This is a genomic window from Streptomyces sp. WM6386 (genome assembly GCF_000972385.1).
In the GTDB taxonomy this organism is placed as follows: Bacteria; Actinomycetota; Actinomycetes; order Streptomycetales; family Streptomycetaceae; genus Streptomyces.
Genome location: NZ_JXTE01000037.1, coordinates 16,303 through 35,678 on the forward strand (window position 1 = coordinate 16,303; position 19,376 = coordinate 35,678).

Genomic DNA, 19,376 nt, shown 5'->3' on the forward strand with positions numbered 1-19,376 from the left:
CGGACGCACCACGGCGGTCGGGCACACGCACCGCGGGACCGGACGCACCGCGAGGGTCGGCGTCTCCTGGGTCCCGGCGGATGCCGCCCGCTCGCGTCGGATCAGCCCCGTGGCTCGCGCCACATCGGCCACATCTGAGGGCCGGCCGGGAGGTCGAGCGCGGGGCCGGCGGGCTGGAAGCCGAGGCGTTCGTACAGGGCGCGGCTGCGGGCGCTGCTTGCCTCCAGGTAGGCGCAGAGGCCCTCGCGGTCGCAGCGGTCGAGGACCGAGGCGATGAGCGCGGTACCCAGGCCCTGGCCCTGGTGCTCCGGTGCCACGCCGATCATCCACAGGTATTCGTGGGCGCGGCCGGCGGGGTGGATGTCCGCCGTCAGCCGGCCGATCAGCTCGACGCGCTCGTTGTCCGGGTCGACTTCCGCGCGCAGCTCGGCGGGGCCATCGGCGCCCTCCTCGTCCGCGTGCTCGCCGTCCGGCACCGACAGCCACAGCGCACAGGCCGTACCGTCCTCGGTGACGTCGACGCGTCCCTCGGCCAGCACGATGTCGGTGAAGGCGGCCATGAGCCGATGGTGGGTCGTTCGGCGGTGCTCGTCACCCGGGAACACCCACCGGCTGACCGGGTCGTCCTGGAACGCCGCGTCCAGCAGTCCGACGACCAGCTCACGATCCCCTTCGCCCGCCGCCCGGATCGCCACACCCATGTTCCGCCCGCCCCTCGTATCAACAGCCCTTGATCATATGGGCGTTGACTCTATCGGGGTCCCAGTGGCGAGTGAGCCCGAAGAAAGGGGCGGGGCCCGCACGCCGTGGGGATGTGCGGGACCCGCCTGACCGGAGCCCCTCGGGGCCGCGCGGGGTCAGGAGCCGCACGGCCCCGGGGGCTCCGGGGTCCGGGTCGACTGCTTCCGCAGAGCAGTACGGCCTACTGAGGTATCAGCGCTCAACTGGTGCGCCGCGTCACGAACTCGGCCAGGGCCAGCAGTCCCCCCGCCGCCGCCGGCTCGGGCACCGCACGGGACAGTTCCGCCATCGCGCGGGCCATCCGGTCGGCCGCCTGGACCTGTGCCCAGTCACGTCCACCGGCCCGCTCGACGGCGAGTGCCGTCCGGTCCAGGTCCTCCTTCGCATACGGGGTCGCGTAGAGCTCCGCCAGTTCCGCGCCCGCCGGGGTGCCGGAGGCCAGCGCGGCGACCACCGGCAGGGACTTCTTGCGGACCGCGAGGTCGGCCCCGGCCGGTTTGCCGGTGTGGCGCGGGTCGCCCCATATGCCGATCACGTCGTCGATGAGCTGGAAGGCGAGTCCGGCCTCCCGGCCGAACGCGTCCAGCGCCTCGACGTCCTCCCGCGACGCGCCCGCGTACAGCGCGCCCAGCGCACAGGCACATCCGAGCAGCGCGCCGGTCTTGGCCTCGGCCATGGCGAGCACCTCGTCGACGGTGACCTCGCCGGGGCCCTGGGTCTCCATGGCCGTGTCCGCGTGCTGGCCGGCACAGAGTTCGACGACACAGGCCGTGAGCCGGGCGGCCGCGGCCCCGGCCGCCGGGTGCGGGTCCCGGGCGAGCAGCCCGAGGGCGAGCGCCTGGAGGGTATCCCCGGCGAGGATCGCGTCGGCGTCACCGAACACCGTCCACGCCGTGGGCCGGTGCCGTCGGGTGGTGTCCCGGTCCATCACGTCGTCGTGCAGCAGCGTGAAGTTGTGGACCAGCTCCACCGCCGCGGCCGCCCGCACGGCCACCTCCCGCGCCGCCGCTCCCCCAGTGCGGCGGCCGCGGTGAGGACGAGTGCGGGCCGTATCGCCTTGCCGGCGTTGCCCGCCGCCGGGGTGCCGTCGGCGTGCTCCCAGCCGAAGTGGTACAGCGCGATCCGGCGCATGGAGCCGGGGAGCGACTCGATCGCCTCGCGCAGCACGGGGTCGACCGACGCCCGGGCCCGCTCCAGGATCACCGCCGCCTCGTGCCCGTCGAGCGGCTCCGTCCCGGCAGGGTGCTGTGTCGCCTCCCTCATGAGCTCGGCCATGGAGGTCCCCTCGGAGAGTCCGCGGACGGTGGCGTTTGTGCTGCGACTGGGCGCATACGACCGGGGTGTACCCGCCCGTGGGGGCGGGGACACGGTTCCCAGCTGCAGAAACGTCACCTCCACCGGCCGATCTCGACGTTCTCCAGCACGCCGAGCGCGTCCGGCACAAGCACCGCGGCCGAGTAGTACGCCGTCACCAGGTACTTGATGATCGCCTGCTCATTGATGCCCATGAACCGCACCGACAGGCTCGGCTCGATCTCGTCCGGGATACCGGCCTGCTGCAGACCGATGACGCCCTGCTCGGCCTCGCCGGTACGCATCGCGATGATCGAGGTCGTACGGGCCTCGGTGACCGGGATCTTGTTGCACGGGTAGATCGGCACCCCCCGCCAGGTGGGGATGCGGTTGCCGCCCACGTCGATGGTCTCGGGGACGAGTCCGCGCTTGTTGAGCTCACGCCCGATCGCGGAGATCGCGCGCGGATGCGCGAGCAGCAGCTTGGTGCCGCGCCGCCTGCTGAGGAGCTCGTCCAGGTCGTCGGGGCTGGGCACGCCGTCGTGCGGCTGGATGCGCTGGTCGTACTCGCAGTTGCTGAGCAGCCCGAACTCCCGGTTGTTGACGAGCTCGTGCTCCTGGCGCTCCTTCAACGCCTCCACGGTCAGCCTCAGTTGCTGCTCGGTCTGGTTCATCGGCTGGTTGTAGAGGTCGGCCACGCGTGAGTGGATGCGCAACACCGTCTGGGCCACGCTCAGTTCGTACTCACGCGGCCGGGCCTCGTAGTCCACGAAGGTGTGCGGGATGTCCGGCTCACCGCTGTGGCCGGCCGCGAGGTCGATCGCCTTCTCACCGTATTTGTTGGTGCTCTGCTCCGGGATCGCGCGCAGCGCCTGGAGGTGCTCACGCAGGGAGTCGGTGCGCTCCGCGACCTGTTCGACGGCGTTGCGCGGAAGGACGAGCACCGTGCAGCCGGTGACCGCGCGAGCGGTGTACTCCCAGATGGCCTCGGGGTCCAGCAGCGCCTGGTCGCCGAAGTAGGCGCCGTCGGCGAGGACTCCGAGGACGGCGTCGTCGCCGTAGGGGCCCGTGCCGATCTTCTCCACCCTGCCGTGCGCCAGCAGGAAGACCACGTCGGCCTGGCTGCCGAACGAGGCGATCACGTCCCCCGCCGCGAACTCGCGCTGCTCACACCGGCGGGCGAGCTCCGTGAGCACCTCCTCGTCCTCGTACGACCGAAGCGCCGGCAGTTCGCACAGTTCCTCCGGAATGACCTCGACCCGATCGCCCGTCTTCACAAAAGTGACCCGGCCATCCCCCACGGCGTAGGTCAGCCGCCGGTTCACGCGGTACGTACCGCCTTGAACATTCACCCAGGGCAGCGTGCGCAGCAGCCAGCGAGAGCTGATCTCCTGCATCTGGGGTGCGGACTTGGTGGTGGTGGCCAGGTTCCGCGCGGCCGCCGTGCCGAGACTCTGCTGCGGCCGGCCCTGCTCGGTGCGGACCTCTTCGCCTACCGACATATGAGAATTGCCCTCCCGGTCATACCCCCGCGCCGGTCTGCACCGGGGCATCGAACTGCGGACCAGCCTTCCATCACGGAACGTGCCGGTGCTATTACACGAAAGAGTTGGAATGGATCTTCGATAACTGGGCAATACCGAGATCTCGCACACCGTTCCCGGCCCGGTGTCCGAAACGGCTCGCACACCGTACGAACCAGGTAGTCCCGGCTGCCCGCCCCGGGTACAAGCAGCGGTACGAGCCGGTCGCGACAGGCGGTCGCCGCGCAAGCGAAGGAGGCGGCATGGCCCCACCCATGTCCGCGAACACGTTCCTGGACGCACTGCAGGACGAGGGCGTCACCGTCGTCCAGGTCGGCGACTGGAGACATCACAACCGCAATCACAAGGGCCCCTGGGGCCCGGTGCACGGCGTGATGATCCACCACACGGTGACCAAGGGCAGCGAACGCACCGTCGAACTCTGCCGCGACGGCTACGAGGGCCTCCCCGGCCCGCTCTGCCACGGCGTGATCACCAAGGACGGCCGCGTCCACCTCGTCGGCTACGGCCGCGCCAACCACGCGGGCCTCGGCGACGACGACGTCCTGCGCGCGGTGATCGCCGAGAAGGCCCTCCCGCCGGACAACGAGGCGAACACCGACGGCAACCGCCACTTCTACGGCTTCGAGTGCGAGAACCTCGGCGACGGCAGGGACCCGTGGCCGGCGGCCCAACTGGAGGCGATCGAGAAGGTCGCCGCCGCGATCTGCCGCCACCACGGCTGGACGGAACGGTCGGTCATCGGCCACCTGGAGTGGCAGCCCGGGAAGGTGGACCCACGCGGCTTCACGATGGCGTCGATGCGGGCACGGATCAGGGACCGTCTGAAGTGAGGAGCGTCCGAAGCAATGGCACGGATGTTCCGGGGGCGACCACGCAGGCGACAATGAGGGCGTGACCAGCACCGACCTCGCCGCCCTGCACCCCCGGCTCCCGTCGCCGCTGCAGGAGATCGAGGACGACCGCTTCACCCGTCGGGGCGTCCGCCTCCTCCTGAAACGCGACGACCTCATCCACCCCGACCTCGTCGGCAACAAATGGCGCAAGCTCGCCCCGAACCTCACGGCCGCGGCCGGCCGCACGGTGCTCACCTTCGGCGGCGCGTACTCCAACCACCTGCGCGCGACGGCCGCCGCGGGGCGGTTGCTGGGGCTGCCGACGGTCGGCGTGGTCCGCGGCGACGAACTGGCCGACCGGCCCCTGAACCCCTCCCTGACCCGTTGCGTGTCCGACGGCATGCGGCTGTGTTTCGTCGACAGGTCGACCTATCGCCGCAAGAACGAGCCATCGACTCTGGCAGCGGTTCTGCACGCGGCGGGGGCCGAGGACGCGTACGTCGTGCCGGAGGGCGGGAGCAACGCGCTTGCGGTACGGGGCTGCCGAGCGCTCGGCGAGGAGTTGCGGGGGCGGGCCGACGTGGTCGCGGTGGCGTGCGGGACGGGCGGCACCTTCGCGGGGCTGGCGGCGGGACTGGGGCCGGGTCAGCGGGTGTTGGGGATACCGGTGCTCAAGGGCGGTTTCCTGACGGCCGACATAGAGGGCCTGCAACGGGAGGCGTTCGGGGGCCGTCGCGGCGACTGGTCACTGGAGGACCGGTTCCATTTCGGGGGTTACGCACGTACGACACCCGAACTCGACGCCTTCGCGGAGGACTTCGAGGGGCGCCACGGGGTGGGGGTGGAGCGGCTGTATGTCGCCAAGTTGCTGTATGGACTTGTTGCGTTGTCGGAAGAGGACACGTTTCCGGCGGGGACCAAGGTGGTCGCGGTGATCACCGGGAATCCGTTCCACGGATGATGAGCGGGACTACGAGATGTCACGCCGCCTCCCGATACGCCGCCGCCTCCTCCAGGTCCAGCCTGCGCAGCAGGGTCCGCAGCATCTCGTCGTCGATGTAGCGCGCGTCCCGCAGCTTCACGAACACCTCGCGTTCGGCGCCGATCATCTCCCGGGACAGCCGTCGGTATGTGTCGTCGACGGTCTCGCCGGTCACCGGGTTCACCGAGCCGAGGCGCTCCCAGACGGCGTTGCGGCGGCGTTCCAGGACCGTGCGGAGGCGGTCGGCAAGGGGTTGTGGGAGGGCGTTGCGTTCGTCGGACAGGAGGTCGTCCAGGTGGCGTTCGGCGGCCCGGGAGGCCTGTGCCTGGGCGTTGGCCTCCGCCAGGGTCTCGGCCTGGGCGTCGCGGCCGGGGAGCTTCAGCAGGCGGATCAGCGGGGGGAGGGTGACGCCCTGGACGACCAGGGTGCCGATGACGGTGGTGAAGGTCAGGAAGAGGATGAGGTTGCGGCCGGGGAACGGCTCGCCGTGCATGGTCTCGGGGATCGAGAAGGCGATGGCCAGCGAGACGACACCGCGCATGCCGGCCCAGGCGATCACGAAGGGCGCCTTCCAGGTGGGGTTGTCCTCACGCTCCCTGATCCGCGAGGAGAGCAGGAGCGGCAGGAAGGTCGCGGGGTACACCCAGACGAACCGGGAGACGACGACCACCGCGAAGACGGCCACCGCGTACCAGGCGGCGTCGCCACCCTCGTACTCCCCGAGACCCTTCACGACGACGCGCAGCTGCAGGCCGATGAGGGCGAAGACCGACGACTCCAGGACGAAGGCGACCATCTTCCACACGGCGTCCTCCTGGAGGCGGGTGGCGAAGTCGACCTCCCACGCGCGGTGTCCGAGGAAGAGGGCCACGACGACGACCGCGAGGACTCCTGAGGCGTGGAACTGCTCGGCGGCGGCGTAGGCGACGAAGGGGATCAGCAGGGAGAGGGTGTTCTGGAGCAGCGGTTCCTTGAGGTGGGTGCGCAGCCAGTGGATCGGGACCATCAGGATCAGACCGACCGCGACGCCGCCGACCGCCGCGAGCAGGAACTCGCCGATGCCGCCCGCCCAGGACGCGCCCTCGCCGACCGCGGCCGCGAGGGCGACCCGGTAGGCGGTGATCGCGGTGGCGTCGTTCACCAGGGACTCGCCCTGGAGGATCGTGGTGATCCGGGACGGCAGCCCCACCCGGCGCGCGACCGCCGTCGCCGCGACCGCGTCCGGCGGCGCCACCACCGCGCCCAGGACGAGTGCGCCGGTCAGCGACAGGCCGGGCACGATTCGGTAGGCGGCCCAGCCGACGACGAAGGTCGCGAAGAGCACGTACCCCACGGACAGCAGCGCCACGGGCCGCAGTTGCGCGCGCAGGTCGAGGTAGGAGCTGTCGGTGGCCGCCGAGTGCAGCAGCGGGGGCAGCACGAGGGGCAGGACGACGTCCGGGTCGAGGGTGTACTCCGGGACCCCCGGGACGTACGAGAGCACCAGCCCCACGGCGACCAGCAGCAGCGGTGCCGGCACCGGGGTGCGCCGGGCCGCCGCGGCGACCGCGGCGCTGCCCGCCACCAGCAACAGCAGTGGCATCACGTCCATGGTTCTCGCCCGCCCTCGTTTTTCCGCGCGGCCTTCCGCGCGGCCGTCGTAATCTGGCAATCATGAAACAGTGCACGCATGCCGACGCGCTGCCGCACCCGGAACCCGCCCCGCTGAGCGACACGTGTGTCGAGTGTCTGCGCGAGGGCCGACACCCGGTGCAGCTGCGACTGTGCCTCGACTGCGGCCACGTCGGCTGCTGCGACTCCTCGCCGGGCAGACATGCCACCGAGCACCACAAGGATTCCGGACACCCGATCATGCGGACATTCGAACCCGGTGAGAGCTGGCGATGGTGCTTCGTGGACCACGTACTCGTATGACCTCGGACCGCTCCGGTTTTCGACGGTTCGACGGTCTGACGTCTGGGTACGTCAACCCGGCGCGCGTTCTTCCCAATTGGAGCCGCAGACCCCTAGACACGGAGCGTGTCCACAGTTTTACTGTGAGTGACGCCGAGGGGTTGGGGTCCTGGGGACAGGAAAGTTGAGAGCGCGATAGCGTCACCGCTGAACCACACTTCGCGTTACCCCGGGGGGCGACCCTCGGCCCCGAAAAGCTTGTACCACCTTGGAGGTGAGGGTGTCCCAGATCGCAGGCGAGCCCGCGACCCAGGACTTCGTGGAAGTCCGGCTGCCGGCTGCGGGTGCCTACCTGTCGGTGCTGCGTACGGCGACTGCCGGCCTCGCGGCCCGTTTGGACTTCACCCTCGACGAGATCGAGGACCTGCGCATCGCGGTGGACGAGGCCTGCGCGATCCTGCTCCAGCAGGCCGTGCCCGGCTCGGTGCTCAGTTGTGTCTTCCGCCTCGTCGACGACTCACTCGAGGTCACCGTCTCGGCGCCGACCACGGACGGTCACGCCCCCGCGCGTGACACCTTCGCCTGGACCGTCCTGTCCGCTCTCGCGGGCAAGGTCTCCTCAGCCGTGGACGACGACAAAACCGTTTCGATCAGCCTCTACAAACAGCGCGGCGCGGGACCCGGGCCGGCGTGAGGACAGGGGACGGGCCGGTGCGTGACGAAGAGCGCGGCACACGGGAGCTGCCGACCGAGGGCACAGGCGGGTCCCGACGCACGGGGGACGGCGTCAACAGCATCCCCGAACAGGCCCGGCCGCATCCGGAGGACGACTCGCCGGAGGCCGGCTTCCTGGACGACGGGCAGCGGGATCAGGAAGGTGCCGTGCAGAGCGTGCCTCTGGACGGACGGATCGGGGTCTCCCCTGTCCGAGCAGAGACGAGGGCTCGGGGAAGGGCGACGGGCGGGACGATGAGCGAGCACCAGCGAGACGATCAACAGGGCGCGCAGAGCGGGCAGGCCACGCAGCACAACCCTCAGGACCGCAGCGGAGCACGCGCGCTGTTCATCGAGCTGCGCAAGCTGCAGGACGGCAGCACGGAGTACGCGGACCTGCGCAACCGGCTGGTCCGTATGCACCTGCCGCTCGTCGAGCACCTCGCGCGCCGCTTCCGCAACCGCGGCGAGCCGCTGGACGATCTGACCCAGGTCGCCACCATCGGCCTGATCAAGTCGGTCGACCGCTTCGACCCGGAGCGTGGCGTCGAGTTCTCGACGTACGCGACCCCGACGGTCGTCGGCGAGATCAAGCGGCATTTCCGGGACAAGGGCTGGGCGGTCCGCGTCCCGCGCAGGCTCCAGGAACTGCGCCTCGCGCTCACCACGGCGACGGCGGAGCTCTCGCAACTGCACGGCCGCTCCCCCACGGTCCACGAGCTGGCCGAGAAGCTGGGCATCTCGGAGGAGGAGGTCCTGGAGGGCCTGGAGTCCGCCAACGCGTACTCCACGCTGTCCCTGGACGTCCCGGACACCGACGACGAGTCACCGGCGGTGGCGGACACCCTGGGCGCGGAGGACGAGGCGCTGGAGGGCGTCGAGTACCGCGAGTCGCTCAAGCCGCTGCTCGAGGACCTGCCGCCGCGCGAGAAGCGGATCCTGCTGCTGCGGTTCTTCGGCAACATGACGCAGTCGCAGATCGCGCAGGAGGTCGGCATCTCGCAGATGCATGTCTCCCGGCTGCTGGCGCGGACGCTGGCGCAGCTGCGGGAGAAGCTCCTGGTGGAGGAGTAGCCGAGGGCCGGGCCCTACTTCTCCGCACCGCCGGCGTTGCCGGGCCCGCGGATTCCGAGGGCCCGGGTCGTCTCTGCGTTGACGAGCAGGACGAGCGCGGTGACCGCGACGACCGCGAGCACGATCCCCGCCGGAATCGCCACACTGTCGGCCTGCAACAGGTTGTAGGCCACGGGCAGCGCCAGGATCTGTGTGATGACGGCGGGCCCCCGGCTCCAGCTACGGCGGCCGAGCAGCCCCCGCGCGGCGAGCAGTGGCAGCAGGGCGAGGACGATCACCGTGATGCCGCCGGTGACACCGGTCTCCCTGTTGTCCGGGTCGCCCGTGAATCCCGCCACGAGCATCCACACGCCCCCGACGAACAGTGCGAGCCCCTCCAGCGCGGCCAGCGCGGCGGCGTAGGTCAGCCGCCGCGGCCGCGGACCGACGGTTTCCTCGGGAACGGGCGTCTGCTCACTGGTCACCCCTGAAGGGTATCGGCCGCCCACAGCGCCCCCATGGCGGGCCCGAGCGTCTCTCCGGCGGTTCCGGGACCCATCGCCGTGGCGAGGTTCACGTGATCATCTCTTACTTGATCCCTACCTCGGCCTGTGCCGGGTACCACCCAGTAGGTACCCTGCAACTCATGCGTGCACTTCTCGTGGTCAATCCGGCAGCTACCACCACAAGCGCACGTACGCGCGATGTGCTGATCCACGCGCTCGCGAGCGAGATGAAGCTCGAGGCGGTCACCACCGAGTACCGAGGGCACGCGCGCGACCTGGGCAGGCAGGCGGCGGAGAGCCGGGACGTCGATCTGGTGGTCGCCCTCGGCGGCGACGGGACGGTCAACGAGGTCGTCAACGGTCTGCTGCACGCCGGGCCCGATCCGGAGCGCCTCCCCCGTCTCGCCGTGGTCCCCGGCGGCTCCACCAACGTCTTCGCCCGCGCCCTGGGCCTGCCCAACGACGCCGTGGAGGCGACCGGCGCGATCCTGGACGCTCTGCGCGACGGCAGCGAGCGCACGGTCGGCCTGGGCCTGACCTCGGGCACGCCCGGCACGGAGGACGAGGCGGTGCCCGCGCGCTGGTTCACCTTCAACGCGGGTCTCGGTTTCGACGCCGGCGTGGTCGGCCGGGTCGAGCAGCAGCGGGAGCGCGGCAGGAAGTCGACGCATGCGCTCTACGTCCGCCAGGCCATGCGTCAGTTCTTCGGTGAGGCCCACCGCCGGCACGGCACGATCACCTTGGAGCGCCCGGACGCCGATCCGGTGACCGATCTGGTGCTGTCCATAGTCTCGAACACTTCTCCGTGGACGTTCCTGGGCAATCACCCGATGTACGCGTCGCCTAAGGCCTCGTTCGATAAAGGCCTCGACGTACTCGGTCTCAGCCGAATGACGACGACCGCGGTTGCCCGGTATGGCACCCAGTTGCTCACTTCGTCCCCCGAGCGTGGCCCGCATGGCAAGCATGCGTTCTCCCTGCACGACCTGGACCAGTTCACCTTGCATTCCAAGGTGCCCCTGCCCCTTCAGATGGACGGCGACCACCTCGGGCTGCGTACGAGCGTGACGTTCACAGGCGTACGCCGTGCACTGCGTGTGATTGTGTGAGCAGAAAGGGCTGAAGTCCTTTCACTCGAACGTTTAGGCCAGGATCCACCCCATGGAAGTACGGCTGTGACCTAGTCGACACCGAGGAATCAAAAAAAACTTTCCGGAAGGGGTTGTATCCGCCGCTGAGGTTTGCGAGTCTCTACGTGGCGATCGGGACAGCCCGCAACACCGGCTCCACAGATCACCGGAACCCCTCTTCAAAACCCAGGACCACGCCGGGGAAACCTGACGTTCGGCCCTTCACTTGTTGAGGGATTCGTGAAAGCGTTCACATTCACAAGCAACTTGCATGTAATACCAAGGAGAGGTAGCAGCCATGGACTGGCGTCACAACGCCGTTTGCCGCGAGGAAGACCCCGAGCTCTTCTTCCCCATCGGCAACACCGGTCCTGCGCTGCTGCAGATCGAGGAAGCCAAGGCCGTCTGCCGCCGCTGCCCCGTCATGGAGCAGTGCCTGCAGTGGGCGCTCGAGTCCGGCCAGGACTCCGGCGTCTGGGGTGGTCTCAGCGAGGACGAGCGTCGCGCCATGAAGCGCCGCGCCGCCCGCAACCGGGCCCGTCAGGCTTCTGCCTGACGCACCCACCCCGCCTGAGCTTGGCGGCGCGTACAGCGAGTACGCATCTCCCGCCCCCGAGCCGCAGCGCGCAGTACCCCCGATGCGCAGCACAAGCTGGCAACGAGCATTCGAGCCCCGGACCACTTCAGGTCCGGGGCTTCTTGCTGTGCCCGTTTACTGAACACAGCGCGTTTCACTCCTACTTGTTCGCGCTCACCGGAACGTCCAGGATCACCCGGGTGCCGCCCCCCGGTGCCGGAACCATGTCGAACGTTCCCCCCAACTCGCCCTCCACCAGTGTCCGTACGATCTGAAGACCGAGGTTGCCCCCGGTGTGCGGGTCGAAGCCCTCGGGCAGACCGACCCCGTCGTCCTGGACCGTGACCAGGAGGCGGGCCTCCTTCGTCGTACCACCGCGGACGGCCGAGACCTCGACCGTGCCGGTGTCACCCTCGCGAAAGCCGTGTTCCAGGGCGTTCTGGAGGATCTCGGTCAGCACCATCGACAGCGGGGTGGCGACCTCGGCGTCGAGGATGCCGAAGCGGCCGGTGCGCCGGCCGGTGACCTTGCCGGGCGAGATCTCCGCGACCATCGCCAGGACCCGGTCGGCGATCTCGTCGAACTCCACGCGCTCGTCCAGGTTCTGAGACAGCGTCTCATGCACGATCGCGATCGACCCGACCCGTCGTACCGCCTCTTCGAGGGCTTCGCGGCCGCGATCGGACTCGATACGGCGGGCCTGGAGGCGCAGCAGGGCGGCGACCGTCTGGAGGTTGTTCTTCACCCGGTGGTGGATCTCCCGGATGGTCGCGTCCTTGGTGATCAACTCGCGCTCGCGACGCCGAAGTTCGGTGACGTCACGGAGCAGGACCAGCGAACCGATGCGGGTGCCCTTGGGCTTCAGCGGGATCGCCCTGAACTGGATGACCCCGTCACCCGACTCGATCTCGAACTCGCGCGGCGCCCAGCCGCTGGCGACCTTGGCGAGCGCCTCGTCCACCGGGCCGCGGGTGGGGGCGAGTTCGGCGGTGGTCATGCCGAGGTGGTGGCCGACCAGATCGGAGGCGAGGCCGAGACGGTGGTAGGCGGACAGCGCGTTCGGGGAGGCGTACTGGACGACACCGTCGGCGTCGAGGCGGATCAGGCCGTCGCCGACGCGTGGGGCGGCGTCCATGTCCATCTGCTGGTTCGCGAACGGGAAGGAGCCGGCCGCGATCATCTGCGCGAGATCCGAGGCGCTCTGCAGATAGGTCAGTTCGAGACGGCTCGGGGTGCGCACGGTGAGCAGGTTGGTGTTGCGCGCGATGACACCGAGGACGCGCCCCTCCCGTCGTACGGGGATCGACTCGACCCGTACGGGGACCTCTTCGCGCCACTCCGGGTCGCCCTCGCGCACGATCCGGCCTTCGTCGAGCGCGGCGTCGAGGAGCGGGCGGCGGCCGCGTGGGACGAGGTGGCCGACCATGTCGTCCTGGTAGGAGGTGGGGCCGGTGTTGGGGCGCATCTGCGCCACGGACACATACCGGGCGCCGTCCCGGGTGGGCACCCACAGCACGAGGTCGGCGAAGGAGAGGTCGGAGAGCAGCTGCCACTCCGACACCAGCAGATGGAGCCACTCGAGGTCGGAGTCGTCGAGGGCGGTGTGCTGGCGGACCAGTTCGTTCATGGAGGGCACGTGTGCGAGCGTACCTGGCGGTATGTGGATGGCCTAAAAGCGCCGGGAAAAGCGCCGGGGATCGTACGGCCCTGCGCACCGGCCCGGTCCGGACGAGCCCTGAGAACACCCGCGGGCCGCGGCGCCTGAGAGGGACCCTCAACCCTCTCGGCACCGCAGCCCGGAGCAACAACGGCCGCGGGGTGTGCGGTCCCGATCGGCCGAAGGATGAGGAGCCGGGGCAGTCAGGGCAGAGAGCACCGGTTCCTCGGTCCGCCTTCCTGTGCGGGGAAGGCGGAAGTCTGTGTATTCAGTTCTCTGCAACGCATTGTGGACTAGACCACTTCGATGTGTCCATGCGTTGGAGGCTGTTCGTTGTTGTCAGTTCTCCGAGGGTCTTCGAAGTGGCTCGACCCCCGCTGGAGAACTGATCGGACGCCCTAGCATCCACCACGCAGCCTAACCCGTGTGGGTTCATGTGCGGGGCCAGATGGCCATGGCAATTTCCGCGAGCGCTTCCAGTTCCGCCCGGCTCGCTCCGTCGCGCGCCTGCTGGGACATGCCGTTGATGATCGCCCCGGTATGGCGGGCGAGCGCTTCGGCGTCGACGCCGGGCGGGAGTGCGCCGGTGGCGATGTCCGCCCGGATACGACTCTCGAAGGCGGCGATGGTGGCGTTGCGCCGGTCGCGCAGGGAGTCCGCGACCTCCGGGGTCGTGCAGTTGATGGCCGCGTGGGCGATGAGGCAGCCGTGCGGGCGCTCCGGGTCCGTGTACCTGGCGGCGGCTTCCCGCAGGGTCCGTTCCACCACGGCGCGGGCAGTGGGTTCCTCGGCGAGGGCCCGGTCGGCGAAGGCGGCGTAGCGGGCGGTGTAGACGCTGACGGCTTCGTCGAAGAGGGAGCGCTTGTCGCCGAAGGCGGCGTAGAGACTCGGGGCGCCGATGTCCATGACCCGGGTGAGGTCGGAGACCGAGGTGGCCTCGTAGCCGTGCTCCCAGAAGGCGAGGATCGCCTTCTCCAGGGCGGTCTCCCGGTCGAAGGAACGGGGCCGGCCGCGAGTCCGGGCGGCGGGTGGGGTCTGCGCCTTCGTCTCCTTGCTGCTCACCATGGAGTGCATTTTATAGCGGGTGCTAGAGAATTGTCGGCACCCTGCTGTACGGTCTTTCTGTATCGACCGCTAGGGAATTGCGAGGGGGCGTCGGCATGGGTGGCACGGGTGTGCTCACGGGCAGGACGGCACTGGTCACGGGAGCGAGCAGGGGGATCGGGCGGGCGGTGGCCGAGCGGCTGGCGCGCGACGGGGCGCGGGTCGCCGTGCACTACGGCAGCAATGAGGCGGCGGCGAAGGAGACGGTCGCCGCGATCGAGGCGGCGGGTGGGAGCGCCTTCGCGATCCGGGCCGAGCTGGGTGTGCCCGGCGACGCGGAGTCCTTGTGGGAGGCCTTCGACCGGCATGCGCAGGGACTGGACATCCTGGTCGGCAACGCGGGCATGGCGCTCTTCGCGACCGTCGAGGAGACGGACGAGGAGCTCTACGACCGGACGCAGGCGGTCAACGCCAGAGCGCCGTTCTTCATCGTCAAGCACGGCCTGCGGCGACTGCGCGACCACGGCCGGATCATCAACGTCACGGCGGTGACGGACGCCGCCATCTCCCCCATCGCCGCCACCCACATGGCCAAGGGAGCCGTCACGACTCTGACCCGCTCCCTGGCGGCCGAGCTGGCACCGCGCGGCATCACCGCCAACTCGGTCGGGCCCGGCTTCATCGACACCGACCTGACGAGCGCGGCCCTGGCCGACCCCGCGATACGTGCGCACGCGGAATCCGTATCGGTCTTCAAGCGCGTCGGCACCACGTCCGACGTGGCCGATGTGGTGGCGTTCCTGGCGTCACCGGACTCCCGCTGGGTCACGGGGCAGCACATCGACGCGACCGGGGGGTCCTTGCTGAGCCTGCACTGAGCAGGCCGGGCGATGCCCACCGCGGTTCGGCAGCGGCCTCTCCTGTTCCACTCCCCCAGCACACCCGTTCGTGGCCGTCCCGTACGGGCCGCTTCACCTGGGCAGGCAAAGCTGATTCTGTTAAATTGGTCTAAACCACACAGCCCTTTCAGAACGGCAGGCCCAGCGTGGAAGTTGTCATCGTTCCGGACGCCAAGTCGGGCGGCGAGCTCATCGCCGAGGCCATGGCGCAGCTCCTGCGGCGCAAGCCCGACGCGCTGCTCGGCGTGGCCACCGGCTCGACACCGCTGCCGATCTATCAGGCGCTGACCGCGAAGGTGCGGGCCGGTGCGGTGGACGTCTCGCGGGCGCGGATCGCCCAGCTCGACGAGTACGTGGGGCTTCCCGCCGAGCATCCGGAGTCGTACCGGTCGGTGCTGCGGCGCGAGGTGCTGGAGCCGCTGGGGATCGGGATGTCCTCCTTCATCGGGCCGGACGGTACGGCGGAGGACGTTCAGGGGGCGTGCGAGGCGTATGACGCGGCGCTGGCGAACGCCGGGGGTGTGGATCTGCAGTTGCTCGGGATCGGGACCGACGGGCACATCGGGTTCAACGAGCCGTGTTCTTCGTTGGCCTCGCGGACTCGGATCAAGACGTTGACCGAGCAGACTCGGGTGGACAACGCGCGGTTCTTCGACGGGGACATCTCCCAGGTGCCGCATCACGTGATCACTCAGGGGATCGGGACGATCCTGGAGGCTCGGCATCTGGTGCTGCTCGCCACGGGTGAGGGGAAGGCGGACGCGGTGGCGGCGACGGTGGAGGGACCGGTCGCCGCGGTGTGTCCCGCGTCGGCGTTGCAGTTGCATCCGCATGCGACGGTCGTGGTCGACGAGGGGGCCGCGTCCAAGTTGAAGCTGGCGGATTATTTCCGGCATACGTTTGTCAACAAGCCGGAGTGGCAGGGGATTTAGCGGTTGCGTCTGCCGGGTCCTGTGCGTTTCGGGCTGCGGGTTCGTCGTGGCTTGTCGCGCCCACGCGGCGGAGCCGCACAGTGATACAGCCCCGCGCCCCTGAGAGGCAGAGACAGGCGCCGGTTCCCTCCAGCGGAACCGGCGCCTGTCTCGTCGTACCTGCTACTCCCCGGCGATGACCTCCGCCGCCGCCCTGCCGCACACCCTCGCCGCGCCGTGTGTCGCGATGTGCAGGGCGCCGCGTGCGGGGGCCTGAGGGACGCCCATCTCGACCACGATCGTGTCCGGGCGGCTGCGCAGGACGCTGTCCAGGGCTGCCGTCATCCAGGGGTGGCGGTGTTCGTCGCGGACGACGGCGACGATGCGGCGCCGGCCCGCTGCCGCCAGTGCGGCCATGCCGGCGCCCTCGCCCGTGAAGCTGCCCGTCTCCGTGCCGGGCAGCAGGCGGGTGACTTCCGCGGCCACGCCCCACGGGGTCTCGTCGCCCACCGCGAAGTTGGCGACCGGGGTGAAGGCGGCGACGTAGGGCGGTTCGGTGAGGGGGGTGGGGTTGTCGGCGCCGGTCAGGGTGAGGGCTCGGCGGGCTGCGCGGAGGCCTACCTCCGGGTCCGCCTCGGCCTCCGCGTCGGCCGCCGATGCCGCCGCGGTCCAGCGGGCGAGGGAGCGGACGCGTTCCGCCGCGTCCGCCAGCCGCTCCTCGGGGAGTTCGCCCGAGCGGACCGCCGACACCAACGCGTCGCGCAGCCGCCGTACCGTCTCGTCGTCCGCGAGGCCGCCGCCCACGCAGATCGCGTCCGCGCCGGCGGCGATCGCCAGCACGCTGCCGCGTTCGATGCCGTAGGTGCCCGCGATGGCCTGCATCTCCATGCCGTCGGTGACGATCAGGCCGTCGTAGCCGAGTTCGCCGCGAAGGAGGTCCGTCAGGACGTTGTGGGACAGCGTGGCCGGGTGGTCGGAGTCCAGGGCCGGGACCAGGATGTGGGCGCTCATCATCGCGCGGGAGCCGGCGGCGATCGCGGCGCGGAACGGGGAGAGTTCACGGGACATCAGCACCGGGAGGTCCACGTCGATACGCGGCAGGGCGTGGTGGGAATCGATCGCGGTGTCGCCGTGGCCCGGGAAGTGCTTTGTGCAGGCGGCGACTCCGGCCGACTGAAGGCCCGTGACGTAGGCCGCCGTGTGCCGGGCGACCAGGTCCGCGGAGGCACCGAAGGAGCGGACGCCGATCACCGGGTTGTCCGGGTTGGAGTTCACGTCGGCCGACGGGGCCCAGTTGAGGTTGACCCCGCAGGCGGCGAGGCGGCGGCCCAGTTCGCAGGCCACCTCGCGCGTCAGGTCCACGTCGTCGACCGCGCCGAGTGCGTGGTTGCCGGGGAAGGAGGAGCCCGTCCGCACCTCCAGGCGCGTGACGTCACCACCCTCTTCGTCGATGGCGACCAGGACGTCGTCGCGTTCGGTGCGCAACTGGGCGGTGAGGGCGGACAGTTGGTCCGGGGACGTGATGTTGCGGCCGAACAGGCCCACCGAGGCGAGCCCCTCCCCCAGGCGGCGCAGCAGCCAGTCGGGGGCGGTGGTGCCGGTAAAGCCGGGCTGCAGGACGGTCAGGGCGTCGCGGGTGAGTGTGTCCGTACCGCTGGCGAAAGTCGTCATCGGGTGGCGTTATCCCTTCACCGCGCCGGCGGTCAGGCCCGCGGCCATCTTGCGCTGGACGAGGAGGAACAGGACGACGATCGGCACGGCCATCAAGGTGGATCCGGCCATCATCGGAGCGTATTCGGTGCCGTGCTTGGTGGTGAAGTTGCCCAGCCAGACGGTCGCCGTCTGGTTCTCCTGGCTGAGCAGCATGAGGGCGTAGAGGTACTCGTTCCAGGCCTGGATGAAGCCGTAGACCGAGGTGGCGACCATGCCGGGGGCGAGGAGCGGGAAGACCACGCGCAGGAACGCGGTCGTGCGGGAGCAGCCGTCCACCATCGCCGCCTCCTCCAGCTCCTTCGGGATGTTGACGATGAAGCCGCGCAGCGTCCACACCGTGAAGGGGAGGATGAAGGTCAGATAGGTGAGGACCAGGCCGGACAACCGGTCGTACTGGCCGAGGTCGTTGAGCAGCAGGAAGACCGGGATGATCATCGCGACCAGGGGGACCATCTGGACCGCCAGGATGCCGACGATCACGATCTTGCGGCCGCGGAAGGCGAACCGGGAGATGGCGAGCGCGGCCAGCAGGCCGATGACGATGCCGATCGCCACCACCGAGAGGGACACGACGAGGCTGCGGCCGACCGGGCCCCAGAAGTCGGCGATGTTCAGCGCCCGGTCGAAGTTGGAGAAGGTGATGCCGGTGGGCAGCAGGCTCGGGTCCGGGTCGATGGCGTCCTTGGCCGGCTTGAAGGCCGTGTTGAGCATCCAGTAGACGGGGAAGCCGGCGGTGACGAAGACGAGGAGACCGAGGAGGTTCCAGCCGGCCTTGGACTTCCGGCGCCCTGAACGGCCCTGCGAACCGCGCCCCGACGTGGCGATCGCGCTCGTAATGGTCATTCGACGTCTCCGATCTTCAGCATCTGACGCATGTAGACCGCGACCACGCCGAGCAGGAGCAGCACGGTGAGCAGGGCGATCGCCGAGCCCTGGGCGTAGTCGTTGACCACGAAGGCACGGTCGTAGGAGTAGGTGGTGAGGAGCTGGAACTCGGCCTCCGGATGCCCGTTGCGCATCACGAAGACCTGCGGGAAGACGCCCATGTCCCAGATGACCGAGAGCGTCGTGAGCATCACGATGATCGGCTTGAGGATGGGGAGGGTGACGAACCGGAAGACGCCCCAGGCGCCCGCGCCGTCGAGGCGGGCCGCCTCCTCCAGTTCGGCCGGGACCTGGGTGAGCCCGGCGCTGAGGGTGATCACGACGAAGGGGACGGCTCCCCAGACCACGAGCAGCATGATCACGGCCAGGCCCTGTGGTCCGCTGGCGAACCAGTTGTGGCCGACCATCTCGACCCCGGGCAACTTGCTGAGCAGCGCGTTGAGGATGCCGTAGTCCGCGTCGAAGAGCCACTTGAAGACGGTGGTGGCGACGATGATCGGCATGCCCCAGCTGGCCACGAGGGCGATGTTGACGAGGGTCTTCACCCAGCCGGAGACCCGCTGGAGCAGCAGCGCGATCAGCATGCCGGCGACCATGGTGAAGATGACGCAGCCGGCCGCGAAGACGACCGTGCGCACGACGACCGCCCAGAAATCGCTGTCGCCCAGCACCTTGCTGAAGTTGTCGAATCCGACCGACTCGGCCGGCTTGAAGCCCCACAGCTGGGACTGCCCGAACTCCTGGAAGGACAGGGTGACCAGGCGGACCAGCGGATAGCCGAGGACGAGCGCCAGGATCAGCAGACAGGGGGCGAGCAGCAGCCAGGGGGTGCCGGCGCCGCCGGGGCTGCGCCTTCTGGATGGCTTCTTCCCCACGGCCGGTGCTGGTGGTGGTGACTGCCGCGCCGGCGGCACTTTGGCAGTGGTCGTGTCTGCGGCACTCATCCGCGCGCTCCTCAGCGGTCCCTCAGGTCGTACGAGAAGCAGGGCCCCGTCACG

The 19,376-nt window shown here is 69.8% G+C and carries 18 protein-coding genes and 1 pseudogene; 9 read left to right on the forward strand and 10 right to left on the reverse strand.

Annotated features, from left to right (window positions below):
* Positions 1-101: 101 nt before the first annotated feature.
* The 3 genes and pseudogenes from TN53_RS22620 to TN53_RS22630 form a co-directional block, all read right to left on the reverse strand.
* Complete coding sequence (locus TN53_RS22620; RefSeq protein ID WP_046260427.1) at positions 102-701, reverse strand: GNAT family N-acetyltransferase; 600 nt, start codon at positions 699-701, stop codon at positions 102-104.
* Positions 702-940: 239 nt separating this feature from the next.
* Positions 941-2,016 (reverse strand): annotated as a pseudogene (locus tag TN53_RS22625) (family 2 encapsulin nanocompartment cargo protein polyprenyl transferase).
* A 113-nt stretch (positions 2,017-2,129) separates the two neighbouring features.
* Positions 2,130-3,536, reverse strand: coding sequence for a family 2B encapsulin nanocompartment shell protein (locus TN53_RS22630; RefSeq protein ID WP_046260428.1), 1,407 nt, complete (start codon positions 3,534-3,536; stop codon positions 2,130-2,132).
* 284 nt (positions 3,537-3,820) lie between these two features.
* On the opposite strand from TN53_RS22630, the gene TN53_RS22635 reads away from it, so the two are divergent.
* Both TN53_RS22635 and TN53_RS22640 read left to right on the forward strand, forming a co-directional pair.
* The gene (locus tag TN53_RS22635; protein ID WP_199924632.1) at positions 3,821-4,411 is read left to right on the forward strand and encodes an N-acetylmuramoyl-L-alanine amidase; all 591 of its coding nucleotides are present in this window, start codon (positions 3,821-3,823) and stop codon (positions 4,409-4,411) included.
* A 61-nt stretch (positions 4,412-4,472) separates the two neighbouring features.
* Positions 4,473-5,375, forward strand: a complete 903-nt coding sequence (locus tag TN53_RS22640) for a 1-aminocyclopropane-1-carboxylate deaminase/D-cysteine desulfhydrase (protein ID WP_046260430.1) — start codon at positions 4,473-4,475, stop codon at positions 5,373-5,375.
* Between the two features lie 19 nt (positions 5,376-5,394).
* Here TN53_RS22640 and TN53_RS22645 read toward each other — a convergent pair whose 3' ends face one another.
* Positions 5,395-6,987, reverse strand: coding sequence for a Na+/H+ antiporter (locus tag TN53_RS22645; RefSeq protein WP_046260431.1), 1,593 nt, complete (start codon positions 6,985-6,987; stop codon positions 5,395-5,397).
* Positions 6,988-7,049: 62 nt separating this feature from the next.
* Here TN53_RS22645 and TN53_RS45410 point away from each other — a divergent pair, with 62 nt between their 5' ends.
* The 3 genes from TN53_RS45410 (at position 7,050) to TN53_RS22655 (ending at position 9,077) form a co-directional block, all read left to right on the forward strand.
* Positions 7,050-7,310: a UBP-type zinc finger domain-containing protein gene (locus TN53_RS45410; RefSeq protein ID WP_095046657.1), complete on the forward strand. Its 261-nt coding sequence runs from the start codon at positions 7,050-7,052 to the stop codon at positions 7,308-7,310.
* A gap of 259 nt (positions 7,311-7,569) precedes the next feature.
* Positions 7,570-7,983, forward strand: coding sequence for an anti-sigma regulatory factor (locus tag TN53_RS22650; protein WP_030784224.1), 414 nt, complete (start codon positions 7,570-7,572; stop codon positions 7,981-7,983).
* 17 nt (positions 7,984-8,000) lie between these two features.
* The gene (locus tag TN53_RS22655; protein ID WP_420719117.1) at positions 8,001-9,077 is read left to right on the forward strand and encodes an RNA polymerase sigma factor SigF; all 1,077 of its coding nucleotides are present in this window, start codon (positions 8,001-8,003) and stop codon (positions 9,075-9,077) included.
* 14 nt (positions 9,078-9,091) lie between these two features.
* On the opposite strand, the gene TN53_RS22660 is transcribed toward TN53_RS22655, so the two are convergent.
* Positions 9,092-9,541, reverse strand: a complete 450-nt coding sequence (locus TN53_RS22660) for a hypothetical protein (RefSeq protein ID WP_046260432.1) — start codon at positions 9,539-9,541, stop codon at positions 9,092-9,094.
* Between the two features lie 161 nt (positions 9,542-9,702).
* Between TN53_RS22660 and TN53_RS22665 the strand changes: the two genes are divergently transcribed.
* Both TN53_RS22665 and TN53_RS22670 read left to right on the forward strand, forming a co-directional pair.
* A complete protein-coding gene (locus TN53_RS22665) occupies positions 9,703-10,671 on the forward strand; it encodes a diacylglycerol/lipid kinase family protein (protein ID WP_046260433.1) in 969 nt (322 codons plus the stop codon).
* Between the two features lie 319 nt (positions 10,672-10,990).
* Entirely contained in the window at positions 10,991-11,248 is a 258-nt protein-coding gene (locus tag TN53_RS22670; protein ID WP_016639615.1) for a WhiB family transcriptional regulator, read from the forward strand.
* Between the two features lie 181 nt (positions 11,249-11,429).
* Here the strand turns inward: TN53_RS22670 and TN53_RS22675 are convergent, their stop codons facing one another.
* Both TN53_RS22675 and TN53_RS22680 read right to left on the reverse strand, forming a co-directional pair.
* Positions 11,430-12,896 carry a sensor histidine kinase gene (locus tag TN53_RS22675; RefSeq protein ID WP_046260434.1) on the reverse strand — a complete coding sequence of 489 codons (1,467 nt, stop codon included), beginning with the start codon at positions 12,894-12,896 and terminating at the stop codon, positions 11,430-11,432.
* 462 nt (positions 12,897-13,358) lie between these two features.
* A complete protein-coding gene (locus TN53_RS22680) occupies positions 13,359-13,991 on the reverse strand; it encodes a TetR/AcrR family transcriptional regulator (protein WP_046260484.1) in 633 nt (210 codons plus the stop codon).
* 95 nt (positions 13,992-14,086) lie between these two features.
* Between TN53_RS22680 and TN53_RS22685 the strand changes: the two genes are divergently transcribed.
* Together TN53_RS22685 and nagB are read left to right on the forward strand one after the other, a co-directional pair.
* Positions 14,087-14,848 carry an SDR family oxidoreductase gene (locus tag TN53_RS22685; RefSeq protein WP_046260435.1) on the forward strand — a complete coding sequence of 254 codons (762 nt, stop codon included), beginning with the start codon at positions 14,087-14,089 and terminating at the stop codon, positions 14,846-14,848.
* Between the two features lie 167 nt (positions 14,849-15,015).
* Positions 15,016-15,801: a glucosamine-6-phosphate deaminase gene (gene nagB / locus TN53_RS22690; RefSeq protein WP_046260436.1), complete on the forward strand. Its 786-nt coding sequence runs from the start codon at positions 15,016-15,018 to the stop codon at positions 15,799-15,801.
* Positions 15,802-15,963: 162 nt separating this feature from the next.
* Here nagB and TN53_RS22695 read toward each other — a convergent pair whose 3' ends face one another.
* From TN53_RS22695 to TN53_RS22705, 3 genes are read right to left on the reverse strand one after another with little or no spacing between them, the layout of a single operon-like run.
* The gene (locus TN53_RS22695; RefSeq protein ID WP_046260437.1) at positions 15,964-17,451 is read right to left on the reverse strand and encodes a glycoside hydrolase family 3 protein; all 1,488 of its coding nucleotides are present in this window, start codon (positions 17,449-17,451) and stop codon (positions 15,964-15,966) included.
* 9 nt (positions 17,452-17,460) lie between these two features.
* On the reverse strand, positions 17,461-18,336 hold the full coding sequence (locus TN53_RS22700; protein ID WP_046260438.1) for a carbohydrate ABC transporter permease: 876 nt from the start codon (positions 18,334-18,336) through the stop codon (positions 17,461-17,463).
* Entirely contained in the window at positions 18,333-19,322 is a 990-nt protein-coding gene (locus TN53_RS22705) for a carbohydrate ABC transporter permease (RefSeq protein WP_046260439.1), read from the reverse strand. Before TN53_RS22705 ends, TN53_RS22700 begins: the two co-directional genes overlap by 4 nt.
* Between the last annotated feature and the right edge of the window lie 54 nt (positions 19,323-19,376).

Bases quoted from the DNA above. Each gene is read 5' to 3' on its own strand.
- TN53_RS22645 (WP_046260431.1), bottom strand. From the start codon at position 6,987: ATGGACGTGATGCCACTGCTGTTGCTGGTGGCGGGCAGCGCCGCGGTC.
- TN53_RS22675 (WP_046260434.1), bottom strand. From the start codon at position 12,896: ATGAACGAACTGGTCCGCCAGCACACCGCCCTCGACGACTCCGACCTC.
- TN53_RS45410 (WP_095046657.1), top strand. From the start codon at position 7,050: ATGAAACAGTGCACGCATGCCGACGCGCTGCCGCACCCGGAACCCGCC.
- TN53_RS22670 (WP_016639615.1), top strand. From the start codon at position 10,991: ATGGACTGGCGTCACAACGCCGTTTGCCGCGAGGAAGACCCCGAGCTC.
- TN53_RS22680 (WP_046260484.1), bottom strand. From the start codon at position 13,991: ATGGTGAGCAGCAAGGAGACGAAGGCGCAGACCCCACCCGCCGCCCGG.
- TN53_RS22705 (WP_046260439.1), bottom strand. From the start codon at position 19,322: ATGAGTGCCGCAGACACGACCACTGCCAAAGTGCCGCCGGCGCGGCAG.
- TN53_RS22665 (WP_046260433.1), top strand. From the start codon at position 9,703: ATGCGTGCACTTCTCGTGGTCAATCCGGCAGCTACCACCACAAGCGCA.
- TN53_RS22630 (WP_046260428.1), bottom strand. From the start codon at position 3,536: ATGTCGGTAGGCGAAGAGGTCCGCACCGAGCAGGGCCGGCCGCAGCAG.
- TN53_RS22685 (WP_046260435.1), top strand. From the start codon at position 14,087: ATGGGTGGCACGGGTGTGCTCACGGGCAGGACGGCACTGGTCACGGGA.
- TN53_RS22695 (WP_046260437.1), bottom strand. From the start codon at position 17,451: ATGACGACTTTCGCCAGCGGTACGGACACACTCACCCGCGACGCCCTG.
- TN53_RS22620 (WP_046260427.1), bottom strand. From the start codon at position 701: ATGGGTGTGGCGATCCGGGCGGCGGGCGAAGGGGATCGTGAGCTGGTC.
- TN53_RS22635 (WP_199924632.1), top strand. From the start codon at position 3,821: ATGGCCCCACCCATGTCCGCGAACACGTTCCTGGACGCACTGCAGGAC.
- TN53_RS22700 (WP_046260438.1), bottom strand. From the start codon at position 18,336: ATGACCATTACGAGCGCGATCGCCACGTCGGGGCGCGGTTCGCAGGGC.